The organism is Pseudomonas sp. R1-43-08, assembly GCF_003852255.1.
Taxonomy (GTDB): domain Bacteria; phylum Pseudomonadota; class Gammaproteobacteria; order Pseudomonadales; family Pseudomonadaceae; genus Aquipseudomonas.
Map to the genome: position 1 here is coordinate 276,052 of NZ_CP027734.1, position 12,384 is coordinate 288,435.

General features: G+C 63.2%; 12 protein-coding genes. 4 read left to right on the forward strand and 8 right to left on the reverse strand.

Going from position 1 to position 12,384, the window contains the following annotated elements; translation table 11 throughout:
- Positions 1 to 73: 73 nt before the first annotated feature.
- Both uraH and C4J87_RS01065 read right to left on the reverse strand, forming a co-directional pair.
- Positions 74 to 484 (reverse strand): hydroxyisourate hydrolase, encoded by a 411-nt coding sequence (gene uraH, locus C4J87_RS01060; protein ID WP_124365383.1) that lies wholly within the window; start codon positions 482 to 484, stop codon positions 74 to 76.
- Positions 485 to 512: 28 nt separating this feature from the next.
- The gene (locus C4J87_RS01065; protein ID WP_124365384.1) at positions 513 to 986 is read right to left on the reverse strand and encodes a heme-binding protein; all 474 of its coding nucleotides are present in this window, start codon (positions 984 to 986) and stop codon (positions 513 to 515) included.
- Between the two features lie 100 nt (positions 987 to 1,086).
- On the opposite strand from C4J87_RS01065, the gene C4J87_RS01070 reads away from it, so the two are divergent.
- Positions 1,087 to 1,452: a response regulator gene (locus tag C4J87_RS01070; protein WP_124365385.1), complete on the forward strand. Its 366-nt coding sequence runs from the start codon at positions 1,087 to 1,089 to the stop codon at positions 1,450 to 1,452.
- A 111-nt stretch (positions 1,453 to 1,563) separates the two neighbouring features.
- Here the strand turns inward: C4J87_RS01070 and C4J87_RS01075 are convergent, their stop codons facing one another.
- Positions 1,564 to 2,568: an AraC family transcriptional regulator gene (locus C4J87_RS01075; protein ID WP_124365386.1), complete on the reverse strand. Its 1,005-nt coding sequence runs from the start codon at positions 2,566 to 2,568 to the stop codon at positions 1,564 to 1,566.
- 101 nt (positions 2,569 to 2,669) lie between these two features.
- Between C4J87_RS01075 and C4J87_RS01080 the strand changes: the two genes are divergently transcribed.
- Positions 2,670 to 3,740, forward strand: a complete 1,071-nt coding sequence (locus C4J87_RS01080; RefSeq protein ID WP_124365387.1) for a fatty acid desaturase — start codon at positions 2,670 to 2,672, stop codon at positions 3,738 to 3,740.
- On the opposite strand, the gene C4J87_RS01085 is transcribed toward C4J87_RS01080, so the two are convergent.
- Complete coding sequence (locus tag C4J87_RS01085) at positions 3,727 to 4,542, reverse strand: ABC transporter ATP-binding protein (RefSeq protein WP_124365388.1); 816 nt, start codon at positions 4,540 to 4,542, stop codon at positions 3,727 to 3,729. The genes C4J87_RS01080 and C4J87_RS01085 overlap by 14 nt on opposite strands.
- Positions 4,539 to 6,113 carry an ABC transporter permease gene (locus tag C4J87_RS01090; protein WP_124365389.1) on the reverse strand — a complete coding sequence of 525 codons (1,575 nt, stop codon included), beginning with the start codon at positions 6,111 to 6,113 and terminating at the stop codon, positions 4,539 to 4,541. The genes C4J87_RS01085 and C4J87_RS01090 overlap by 4 nt, the downstream gene beginning before the upstream one ends.
- A 277-nt stretch (positions 6,114 to 6,390) precedes the next feature.
- Here C4J87_RS01090 and C4J87_RS01095 point away from each other — a divergent pair, with 277 nt between their 5' ends.
- Positions 6,391 to 7,392, forward strand: coding sequence for an ABC transporter substrate-binding protein (locus C4J87_RS01095; RefSeq protein ID WP_124365390.1), 1,002 nt, complete (start codon positions 6,391 to 6,393; stop codon positions 7,390 to 7,392).
- 104 nt (positions 7,393 to 7,496) lie between these two features.
- Here the strand turns inward: C4J87_RS01095 and C4J87_RS01100 are convergent, their stop codons facing one another.
- A complete protein-coding gene (locus tag C4J87_RS01100; RefSeq protein ID WP_124365391.1) occupies positions 7,497 to 8,417 on the reverse strand; it encodes a LysR family transcriptional regulator in 921 nt (306 codons plus the stop codon).
- A gap of 181 nt (positions 8,418 to 8,598) precedes the next feature.
- On the opposite strand from C4J87_RS01100, the gene C4J87_RS01105 reads away from it, so the two are divergent.
- On the forward strand, positions 8,599 to 9,504 hold the full coding sequence (locus tag C4J87_RS01105; protein ID WP_124365392.1) for a TauD/TfdA family dioxygenase: 906 nt from the start codon (positions 8,599 to 8,601) through the stop codon (positions 9,502 to 9,504).
- A gap of 135 nt (positions 9,505 to 9,639) precedes the next feature.
- On the opposite strand, the gene C4J87_RS01115 is transcribed toward C4J87_RS01105, so the two are convergent.
- Together C4J87_RS01115 and C4J87_RS01120 are read right to left on the reverse strand one after the other, a co-directional pair.
- Positions 9,640 to 11,247 (reverse strand): alkaline phosphatase family protein, encoded by a 1,608-nt coding sequence (locus C4J87_RS01115; protein ID WP_124365394.1) that lies wholly within the window; start codon positions 11,245 to 11,247, stop codon positions 9,640 to 9,642.
- A 121-nt stretch (positions 11,248 to 11,368) separates the two neighbouring features.
- Entirely contained in the window at positions 11,369 to 12,313 is a 945-nt protein-coding gene (locus C4J87_RS01120) for a LysR family transcriptional regulator (RefSeq protein WP_124365395.1), read from the reverse strand.
- Positions 12,314 to 12,384: the final 71 nt, after the last annotated feature.

A 12,384-nucleotide genomic window follows, 5' to 3' on the forward strand; every position in this document is an offset into this window, starting at 1 on the left:
TGCCCTGTCAGTCGGCTGCCAGCGGCTGCTGATGATGATCGCGCAAGGCCAGGGTGAAGTCGAGCAGGCGCGCCTATGAACCGCGATAGGTGGAGAAGCCGTAAGGGCTGAGCAACAGCGGGATGTGGTAGTGCTGGTCAGCCTGCTTGACCTGGAAAATCACCGGCACTTCGGGGAAGAAGGTTTCGCGATTCGCTTTCTTGTAATAGTCGCCGGTCTTGAACACCACGCGGTACTCGCCCGGCTTCATTTTGCGATCAGCCGGGAACAGTTCGGCGATGCGCCCTAGCTGGTTGGTCACGCCTTGGGACAGCGCCTGCCATTGGTCGCCCACGTGTTCCTCCAGGGTGACGTTGACGCCGGCGCTCGGCAGGCCATTTTCCAGGTTGAGCACATGCACGCTCAGCGGGTTGCCGTCGGCCAGGGCCAGATTGCACAGGCCGCTCAGGCTGAGGGCGGCGAGGGTCATGCTTAGGGTTTTCATCGAGAAGTCCTTGTTGACAGGAGTGGAATCAAGGGGTGATTTTCAAGCCCAGTTGCTCGGCCGCCTGTACGGCGCAGGCTTCATCCTGCGGCGCGCCGCCGGCACCGGCGATGCCCAGCGCGCCGACCAGTTCGCTCTCGGCAAACAGCGGCACGCCACCGCCGAGCAACAGCAATTCGGGCAAGCTGTTAAGGTTGGCAGCCTCGGGGTTGTTGCGCGCACGCTCGGCGAACAGCCGGGTTGGGGTTTTGGTCGACAACGCCGTGTACGCCTTGCGCTGGCTGGCGAGGCTGTTGTGCGGGCCAACGTCGTCGGCGCGCAGGCTCAGCAGCAGGTTGCCGCCACGGTCGAGCACGGTCAGCGCGGCGTTGCAGTGAGCCAGGCTGGCATCGGCCAATTGGCGCGCGGTGCGTAAATCAAGCGTGGCGTGGCGTGGCAGTTGTGGCGTCGCCTGGGCGGCAGTCGCGACGGCGAGGCTCAGGAATAAAGCAGTGCGATACATGGTGAACGCTCCAGAAGGCAGGCCGTCACGGTAGCCAGTGGAGGTGGACAAAAGCCGCACAATTTGATGACAGGTTTGTAATCAAACCCAGAGGTAAGGCATGCACGTGTTGTTAGTGGAAGACCAGCCGCAATTGGCGCAACGGATGGCCCAGGGCTTGAGCGAGGCCGGTTTTACCGTGGAAGTCGCGGCCAACGGCATGGCCGCGCAACGGTTTGTGGAAAGCACCGTGTACGACCTGGTGATCCTGGATGTGATGCTGCCGGGCCTGAATGCCTGGAAGTTGCAGCAGGAGGTTCGCCAACGCGGCGAAACGCCCGTGCTGTTTCTGACCACGCCCGATGGCATTGAAGATCGTTTGCGCGGGTTGGAATTGCATGAAGACGACTACTTGCTCAAGCCGTTTGACGCCAAGGCATTGGTGGCGCGGGTGAGGAAGGTGTTGCGGCGTGATCGGGGACGGTGATGGCCTGGGCAATCGCTATCGGGAGCAAGCCCCCTCCCACAGGTGAACGCATTCCAACTGTGGGAGGGGGCTTGCCCCCGATGAGGCCCTCAAAGCCAACCCCACATCTGCCTACCGCAACCCATCCCTGAACTGCCCCGGCGTCATCCCCGTCCAGCGCTTGAACGCCCGATTGAAGCTGCTGGTATCGGCGAACCCCAGCAAATGGCTGATCTCGGCCAATGAACACTGCGGATCGCGCAGGTGCAACAGCGCCAGGTTCTGCCGACACTCATTGAGCAGCGCATCAAACCGGCAGCCTTCATCCGCCAGGTGCCGCTGCAGGCTGCGCAGGCTCAAATGTAGCGCCTGGGCGATCCGCTCCGCGCTGGGTTCGCCGTCGGGCAGTTGCGCCTCGATGGCGGCGCGCACCTTGCGTTCCCAGGTCAGCGGTTGCAGTTGGGCCAGGGTGCGCTTGAGCACGGTTTCATTGTGTTCGGCCAACTCCGGGTTGGCGTCGTCCAGGTGGCTGTCGAAGTCGCGGGCGGCGAACTCCAGGCGGTCTTCCTCGGCGCCGAAGAACACCGGTGAGCGAAACACCGTGTGCCACGGTGCAGGGTCGGCCGGTTCCGGGCGCCGCAGGTATACCGCCAGCGGTGCGTAGTCACGCCCCAGGCGATTGCGGCAGGTGCGCACATAGATCGCCGCGAACGCATCGATGGCTTCCAGCGCCGGCGCCGGGCTGCCTTCGGGTTGCAGCAGGCGGAAACGGTAGCCGTCACCGTGACGGCTCAGCTCCAGGCTCAGGGCATCACTGACCACCTGGTGATAGCGCACGATACGCTCGAACACCTCGCGCAGGCTGCCGCTGGCCACCAGCGCATACCCCAACGCATGAAAGGTGGTGGGGCTGACAAACCTCGACACCCGCAAGCCAATCGCCGGATCGCCACTGGCCTGCACCGCCAGTTCCCAAAGGCGCGTGGTGGCCGACAACGGGTAGCGCGCATTCGGGTCGTCCATCAACAGCGGGTCGAGCCCGGCCTCGCGGCAGAGCGCGGCGCTGTCGAGGCCCAGGGCGTCGAGTTGCTTGCGCAGGGCGCGGGTCCAACTGGCGAGGGAGGTGGGTTCGGTCATGGCGATTGGCGCTTGCGGTCAACAGGTTGGCGTGCGGAGCTAGCGCCCTGCGCCAGGGTAGGGTGCAGGATGCAGGCATCACTCCACTAGAGAATGGAAGCATGGACGGTACTTGTGCAAGTCCCCAGCAGATGAACGCCCAACAGCGTTCGGCGCATATCCGTGAGGTGGTGCTGGCCGAGGGCGTGCGATTGCGCCAGCGCCACCCCTGGCTGCTGCATCAGGACGCCCTGGGCGCGGGCATCCTGGCGTTTGCGCTGGTCGGCATGCTGGGTTCGGCAGCGCTCTATATCAGCGGCCAGATGGCCTGGTGGGTGTGCCTGCTGCTCAATGCCTTCTTCGCCTCACTCACCCATGAGCTGGAACATGACCTGATCCACAGCATGTACTTTCGCAAGCAGCGCGTGCCGCACAACCTGATGATGGGCCTGGTCTGGCTGGCGCGACCGAGCACCATCAATCCATGGATTCGCCGGCACCTGCACCTTAACCATCACAAGGTCTCCGGTACCGAGGCCGATATGGAAGAGCGCGCGATCACCAACGGCGAGCCCTGGGGCATCGCGCGCTTGCTGATGGTCGGCGACAACATGATGTCGGCATTGATCCGCCTGCTGCGCGCCAAGACCTGGCGGCACCGGTTCAGCATCCTCAAGCGCGTAGTGATGGTGTACGCACCGCTGGCGCTGCTGCATTGGGGCGCGTGGTACGTGTTCCTGGGTTTTCATGCCGCCAATGGCATCGCCAGCCTGATGGGCGCGCCCATCGAGTGGTCAGCCGGCACGCTGCAGATGATGCAGGTGATCGACATCGCCGCCGTGGTGATCATCGGCCCCAACGTGCTGCGCACCTTCTGCCTGCACTTCGTCAGCTCCAACATGCATTACTACGGCGACGTGGAGCTGGGCAATGTGATCCAGCAGACCCAGGTGCTCAACCCCTGGTGGATGTGGCCGTTGCAGGCGTTCTGTTTCAATTTCGGCAGCACCCACGGCATCCACCATTTTGTGGTGAAGGAGCCGTTCTATATTCGCCAGATGACCGCCAAGGTGGCGCACAAGGTCATGGCCGAGATGGGTGTGCGCTTCAATGATTTGGGCACCTTTGCGCGGGCCAATCGGCTTGAGCGCCAGGAGCAGCCGCGCAGCGAACTGTCGTTCAGCAAGCGATGAACGCCAACGGCAGGTCGCGGATCTGTTCGCGCGCCGGCGGCTGGTAGTGATCGTCGCTGGTCAATTCATGCAGCAGCTCTTCGCGCAACTGGTGGAATTCAAAGCTGCTGCGCTGGCGTGGATGGGGCAGGGCAATCTCGACCACCTGCTTGATCCGTCCCGGTCGAGGCTCCATCACCACCACCCGGTCGGCCAGGAAAATCGCTTCCTCCACGTCGTGAGTCACCAGCACCGTGGTGATGCTGGCGCGGGCGCGGATCGCCAGCAATTCGTCCTGCATCTGCTGGCGGGTCAGCGCATCCAGTGCGCCGAACGGCTCGTCCAGCAGCAGAATTCGTGGGCTGGCGACCAAGCCGCGAGCGATCGCCACCCGTTGCGCCATGCCGCCGGACAACTGGTGAGGATAGGCGCGGGTGAAGTCAGTCAGGCCCACCAGTTCGATAAAGTCGCTGATGCGCCGGCTGCGCTCGGCCTCGCTCAAGGGCTCGTTGACCAGACCCAGGCCAATGTTCTGTGCCACCGTCAGCCACGGAAACAGGCGGTGTTCCTGGAACACAATGCCGCGTTCGCCACCGATGCCGTTCACCGGTTTACCGTCCACCTGAATCTCGCCGCGAAACTGCGTATCCAGCCCCACCAGCAAGCGCAGCAGCGTGGATTTTCCGCAACCGCTGGAGCCGACAATCGCAACGAATTCGCCCTCGGCGATCTGCAGGTTGAACTCACGGATGGCCTCCAATTCGAAGCCGTCCACATCGAAAGACTTGCCCACATGGTTGAAGCTGACAATCGGTGCGTTCATGCGTGTCTCCAGCGGGTGGCGCGAGTTTCCAGGCGTTGGCCGACAAGGTTGAGGGTGGCGCCGGTAAGGCCGACCAGCAGCATGCCGCTCATGATCAAGTCCATGCGCAGCAGCTGTTGGGCGCCGATCATCAGGCTGCCGATACCGCCGTTGGACGGCATGAAGTATTCCGCGCCGATGGTGCCCAGCCAGGCGTAGATCAGGCTCAGGCGCAGGCCGGCGAAAATTCCCGCTGCCGCGCCGGGCAAGATCAGGCAGCGCAGCCGTTGGGGCAGGTCCAGGCGCAGCACTTGGGCGGCTTCGCTCAGTTGGGGGGACAGGTTCAACACGCTGCGCTGGGTGGCGACAAACAAGGGGAAAAACGCCGCCAGGCCGATAAACACCCACTTGGCCAATTCCCCCAGGCCAAACCAGGCCGTGAGCAGTGGCACCCAGGCGAAGATGGCGATCTGGCGCAACGCGGCGAGGGTAGGGCCCAGTACCCGCTCACTGCGCGGTGACAAGCCCAGCCACAAGCCCACGGCAAACCCCAGGCTGCCGCCCAGCACCAAGCCGCCCAAGGTGCGCCCCAGGCTTTTGCCCAGCGCCCCCGACAGCGTGCCATCCGCGACACCCGAGGCGGTGGTGTGCAGCACCGTCCACGGGCTCACCAGGATATTCGCGTCGACCCAGCCCTGTTGCGTCGCCACCTGCCACAGCGCGAGCAACAACAGCGGCAGCAGCCACGGCTGCAGGCGTTGCCAGCCGTGGTAACGCGGGCCGCGACGGATCTGCGCCGTGGCCGGATGCGGCCAGTGCACCCAGCGCCGATCCAGCCAGCCGATGCCACGGTCCATCGCCACGCCCAGCACGCCGATGACCACGATGCACACAAAGACGATATCGAGCATGAATAACTGGCGCGCCCACACCATCAGGTAGCCGATGCCTTCGCTGGAGGCGAGCAATTCCACCGCCAGCAGCGACGTCCAACCGGCCGCCAGGGCCAGGCGCACGCCGGCCATGAACGCCGGCAGGGCGGCGGGCAGGATCAGCCGGCGGATCAGCAGAGGGGTGGGCAGGCGCAGCACCCGCGCAGCCTCACGCAACTGCGGTTGGGCGTCGCGCACGCCGACCAGGGTATGCAGGGTGACCGGCACCACGATGGCCTTGACCAGCACCACCAGTTTCAGCGTCTCGCCAATGCCGAAAAACACCATGAACAGTGGGATCCACGCCAGGGTCGGCACCTGGGACAGCGCGCTGAATGTCGGAAATACCAGGCGCTCGGCACGTGCGCTGAAGCCCAGCCAGGCGCCGAGCAAGGCCCCGGCGCTGATGCCCGCCAGCAAGCCCCAGCACAAGCGCTGCAGGCTGATCGCCAAATGGCTCCACAACTCGCCGCCCGCCAGTTCCACCGCGCTGCGCCAGACCAGTGAAGGCGGCGGCAGGATCTGTTCGCTCATCCACTGCTGACGGCTGGCCAGCCACCACAGGGCAAACAGCGACAGCGGCAGCAGCCAGTGGCTGAACGACGGCCAGCGCAGGATGGGCGTTGTAAGAGGCGGGCTCAACCGTGCGCTCCGGGCCATTGAGGACTTCCCTTTCGTTATGTGATTTCGATCTTATAAAAACGTAATCAAGATGATTGTGGGATAAGAGAAGTCATTTAAAGCCTGCGCTCCGCACGCATCCAATGCATTCGAAGAATATTTTCGATGCTGTTTATGCATAGGTCGCTGGAGCCTGCGGTTTGGCTCGCATAGTGCTGAAAGCTATAAAATTGTGAATTTATAGTATTTAAAGTTTTCAGCAGCCTATGCCTACTTTCAGCTCCCCGGCGACCGACGCCCACCAGGAGCTGCGCTTATGAAACTGCCCTTCAAACGTCTTATCACGCTGTTCGCGGGCACCGCACTGGCGGGGCTGGTGCATGCCGCCGAACTCAAGGAAATCCGCATTGCCGTGCCCGACCTCAGCGCTGGCACCCAACACAGCGGTGGCGGCATCACCGATGTGTTGCGCCAACAGCAGATCTTCGAAAAGGCCTTCGCCGACCAAGGCATCACGATTCAGTGGAATTACTTCAAGGGCGCGGGCCCGGTGATCAACGAAGCCTTTGCCAACGGCCAGGTGGACCTCGCCTACCTGGGCGACCTGGCGGCCATCATCGGCCGCTCCAATGGCCTGCAGACCCGCTTGCTCAGTGCAACGGCACGGGACATCAAGCAGTACCTCGGCGTGGTACCGGGCTCGGGCATCAAGACCCTGCAAGACCTCAAGGGCAAGCGCGTCGCGGTGTTTCGCGGCACGGCCAGCCAGTTGTCGTTCGACAGCGCACTGGCCAGCCAGGGCTTGAATGAGAAAGACCTGAAAGTCATCAACCTGGATTTCAACGCGGCCGGTGCGGCGCTGGCCGCCAAGCAGATCGACGCGACCTGGGGCGGCTCGAACCTGACCGCGCTGCAAGCCAAGGGGCTGGCCGAAATCGCCCTGACCACCAAGGACCTCGGCGGCGCCGGCAGCATTCAGGCGGTGCTGGTAGGCAGCAAACAGTTTGTCGATGAGCATCCCGACGCCGTGGCCAAGCTGCTCAAGGCCCAGCAGCAGGCGGTGCAGTGGTTGACCGATGACAACAACAAGCAGGCCTACATCGAGCTGGTGTCGGGGCTGGCCAGTTATCCGCCGGTGATCCTGACCAATGATTTGAAAGACCAGCAGCTCAGCGCGATTTTCCCGGCAACGCTTGATCCGGTGTTCCTTGGCAAATTGCAGGATGCAGTGGATTTGGCGTCCAGGGAAAAGCTGATTCGCCGGTCGTTTCAGGTGAGTGACTGGGTGGCGCCTGGGTTGGTGGCGGCGGGGCTTTGAGCTGAGTGGTGCCTGGGCCATAGCTATCGGGGGCAAGCCCCCTCCCACACTTTGAATGTGTTCGCAGTTCAAATGTGGGAGGGGGCTTGCCCCCGATGAGGCCTTCAGACCGCCACACTCACCTCTTGCCTGTCTACCTCAACCAACGTCTCGATCATCGCCTTGGCCGCCGGCGACAAGCGTGACCCGGTACGGCTGACAACCCCGCACCGCGCACTCAGGGTCTCCAGGCTCTGCGGCAGATTGCGCCAGTGCAGCAGCACCAGCGCACCTCGGGCGATGTCCTCGGCGAACGCTTCTTCGGTGCCCACGCCGATGGCATTGGACTGCAGCACAATCTTTACCAGCGCCGGGAAGTGTTCGGTCTGGATGCTCGGTGAAAAGTCCATGCGCCCGCTCAGGTTTGCCAGCAGTTTGCGAATGCCCTGGGAGATCAGCGGCGCGGCCAGCGGGTAGTCGAACATGTCGTTGGTCGACAGGCTGTCCTTGGCCAGCAGCGGGTGCCCCGGGCGGCAGAAAAACACGCCGCGCTTGGGCGTCAGCGCACGGGTCTGGAAGTTCGGGTCGGCTTCGAACTGGCGGATGTCGGCAATGAAGAATTCGATCTCCTCACGGCTCAGTGCACGGCTGAGCTTTTCCCAGTTATCCACTTGGAAACTGGTGCGGATTTTCGGGTGCGCGCCGATAAAACGCGCCACCGCATCCGGCACCAGCTTCACCGCGGGCGCCGGGCCGCAGCCGAAGCGCAGGTCGCCGGCATCGAGCTTGGTCATGCGCGTGACTTCACTGCTCAGCAAGGCGGCGCCATGCACCAGGGTCAGGGCGTGTTGCAGCACCACCTGACCTTCCGGTGTCGGGCGCAGGTCCTTGTGGCCACGGTCCACCAGCACGCAGCCAAACTCCTGTTCCAGCCCCTGGATACTGCGGCTGAACGCCGGTTGCGTGATGCCCATGGCGTCCGCCGCACGCACAAAACTGCGGTGTTCGTTGAGGGCGATGAAGTAGCGCAGCTGACGAAGATCCATATGCATTCCCGGCATTTGAAAAATAGGTCGAAGGCATTTGCGAGCGACGCAGCTGAGGTTTTAAATGCAAGCTCTTATTCCGTCAACGAAGCATTGGTTCAATTGCTAGATCTAAAAGGCATATGAATAGAGCGTTGTCGGCGAGCGTTCCACCATCCGCAGGCACATGAGGGTCACTACAATGAGCAACGCCGCATTAGCTGTTCAACCCATCGCCCAGGCACTGGAGATTCATCCGGTTGCCGGCCGCATCGGTGCCGAGATTCGTGGCATCACACTGTCCGGTCACCTCGATGCCGCCACGGTCGAAGCCATCCAGCAAGCGCTGGTGCAGTACAAGGTGATCTTCTTTCGCGAGCAAACGCACCTCGATGACCAGAGCCAGGAAGCCTTCGCCCATCTGCTCGGCGAGCCGATTGCGCACCCGACTGTGCCGGTACGCGACGGCACGCGCTTTTTGATGGAGCTGGACGGCACCCGCGGCCAGCGCGCCAATTCCTGGCACACCGACGTGACCTTCGTCGACGCCTACCCGAAAGCCTCGATCCTGCGTTCAGTGCTGGCGCCAGCCTCCGGCGGTGACACCGTCTGGGCCAACACGGCGGCCGCCTACAACGACCTCAGCGTCGAACTGCGCGCCCTGGCGGACAACCTCTGGGCCATTCACAGCAACGAGTACGACTACGCCGCGCGCAAGCCGGACGTGGCGGTGGAGAAGCTTGAGGAGTACCGCAAGGTGTTCACCTCGACGGTGTATGAAACCGAGCACCCGGTGGTGCGCGTGCATCCGGTCAGTGGCGAGAAAACCCTGCTGCTGGGGCATTTCGTCAAACGCCTGAAAGGCTACTCCCAGGCCGACTCGACGCAACTGTTCAACCTGCTGCAAAGCCACGTCACCCGCCTGGAAAACACCGTGCGCTGGCGCTGGAACAGCGGCGACGTGGCCATCTGGGACAACCGCGCCACCCAGCATTACGCGGTGGATGACTACGGCACCCAGGAACGCATCGTGCGCCGGGTGACGCTCAAGGGCGATGTGCCGGTGGGTGTGCAGGGCCAACGCAGCCAGACCACCAAAGGCCTTTAAATTCACAGAGATGATCGTTCCCACGCTCCGCGTGGGAATGCCTCCTGGGACGCTCCGCGTCCCGCTACCGCGCACAGGTGACGCAGAGCGTCACGGGCTGCATTCCCACGCAGAGCGTGGGAACGATCATAGGCCTTACCAGACCCCGATCTGCACGACCTTCTCCGCCTCTGGCTCCCCGTAGCGAAACCACTGACCACGCACTTCAATCTCCGTGTGGCTGATGGTCGTGCGCCGCTTCAACCCACGCAGCCACTCGAACAGATAACCCAGGTGTGTCTCGCGCACCTGGGCATAGGCCGGATCGGCGCCCAGGTCGTGCACTTCCTGCGGGTCGTTTTCCAGGTCGAACAGCTGCGCGCGAAAGCCGTCGTACGCCAGGTATTTCCAGCGCTCACTGCGCACCATGGTCATGCGGCAACGGTCGATCGGCTGGCCCAGGCGCTCGCGGGCCGGCGCCTGGAAGGCGTAGTCGTATTCGGCAATCGCATACTGGCGCCAAGGGGTCGGCTGACCATGCAGCAGCGGGATCAGCGAGCGGCCTTCCAGGCGGTGATCGGCGGCGGGCAGGCCGAGGGCGTCGAGGAAGGTCGGCAGCGCATCGATGGTCTCTACCAGGCGCGCGTCCACCGAGCCGCGGCTGCTATCGGCACCGGCGCGCGGGTCGCGCACAATCAAGGGAATGCCCACGGCAGGCTCCAGCAGAAATTCCTTTTCACCGAGGAAGTGGTCGCCGAGGAAGTCGCCGTGGTCGCTGGTGAACACGATCAGTGTGTCATCCCAGCGCCCGTTGCTTTGCAGGAAATCGAACAGCCGCCCGAGCTGGTCGTCGATCTGTTTGATCAACCCCATGTAGGTCGGAACCACCGTGAGCCGCACCTCGTCGCGGGAGAAATTCACGCTCTCCTGGTGCTGGCGGAACGCCTGGTACACCGGGTGATCGCTGGTCTGCTCCGGTTGAATCGGCGCCTGGACATGCTCGGCGGCGTACAACGCGTGGTACGGCGCCGGTGCGATATAGGGCCAGTGCGGCTTGATGTAGGACAGGTGCAGGCACCAGGGTTGCTCGGCCTGCTCCTGGATGAAGTCGATGGCGCGGTCGGTGGTGTAGACGGTTTCCGAATGCTGCTCGGCGACCCGTGCCGGCAAACCGGCGTTGCGCATATGCCAGCCGCTGAGCACTTCGCCGTTTTCACCTTGTGCGGCATTGGCCCATTCATGCCACGGGTTGCTGCCGCTGTAGCCCTGTTCGCGCAGGTAATGCGTGTAGGGCGCGGACTCGCGTTTATCCTCGAACAGCGGGCTGTCGGGGTAGATGCCGTCGTGACGAAAGTAGGCGTCGAAGCCCACTTCATTCAGCGGCTCGGCCTGGGCGCTTTCGGGGTCGATGTTCACGCGTTGCAGCGCATCCAGATTCGGCGTGGCGTGGGTCTTGCCCACCAGCGCAGTACGGATGCCGTGGGGGCGCAGATAGTCGCCAATGGTCAATTCGTCCAGCGGCAGCGGCACGGCATTCCACGCCACCTGGTGGCTGCTGACATAACGCCCGGTGTACGCCGACATTCGCGACGGCCCACAAATGGTGCCTTGGGTGTAAGCCCGGCTGAAACGCACGCCGGCAGCGGCGAGGCGGTCGATATTGGGGGTGTGCAAATGCGCATGGCCGTAGCACGAGAGGTAATCGCGGCGTAGTTGATCGCACATGATGTACAGCACATTGCGCACGGGTTGGGGTTTGGACATGAGGCTTCACCGAACGGAGGACAGGTGACGGTTTTCGCCGTTCGGATGGGCGCTGGCAAGTGCATTTGGGGTCTGGGTTTCATGCAGTGAATGCATGGGGCTTGCCCCCGATGGCGTCGGTTCACACAGCGACATTCTCCAGCGTACAAATGTCTTCATCCAACTCATCAATCTCCTTGATCTGCTCAATCATCGCCTCCGCCAGCGGCGACAACCGATACCCCGCGCGGCTGACGATGCCGTAGCGGGTGTAACGCTCCTCCAGGTTTTCATCCAGGCCGTCGATCGTCAGGCACACCAATTCGCCGCGAGCCATCTGCAGCACGTCGCTGTTGGCGCTGACGATACCGATGGCGTCCGAGCGCAGCACTACCCCCAGCAGGCTGTAGCCGTTTTCGCATTCGACATTGGGCAGGTAATCCGGTCGGCCGCTGAGGTCGACGATGACTTTGCGCAGGTTCGGTGGGCGGATGGTCACGGCCAGCGGATAGCTCATCAGTTCGGCGGCGCTGACGCTGTCGCGGGCGGCGAGGGGGTGGCCGACGCGGCAGCAGAAGTACCAGCGGCGCGGGCGCAGGCGATGGGTGTGATAGTCGGGGTTGGCCTCGAAATGACGGGTGTCGGCGACGAAGAATTCGAACTCTTCGCTGAGCAGGCGTTTGCTCAAGCTTTCCCAGTCGTCCACCTGGAACTGCACGCGGGCCTTGGGATAGCGCCCGATAAAACTGCCGATGGCGCGGGGGATCAAGCCGCCCGCCGGCGCCGGGCCGCAACCGAAGCGCAGTTCGCCCGCCTCGAGGCCATTGAATTGGCTGATTTCGTTAGCCAGTTGCTGCGCGCCGCTGACCAGGCGCCGGGCGTGTTCGAGCAGCACCTGGCCTTGTTTGGTCGGCGCCAGGTCTTTGCGCCCGCGGTCCACCAACTGGCAGCCGGCGCTGTGTTCCAGGGCCTGGATGCTGCGGCTGAAGGCCGATTGCGACAGGTTCACCGTCAACGCCGCCGCGACAAAACTGCGTTGTTCGGCGAGGGCGATGAAGTGGCGAAGCTGGCGCAGGTCGATATGCATTTTTCACATCAAAAATATCCGGGAAATGCATTGGCTATGCATTAGGTCGACTCCTTATAAAGGCTATCTCT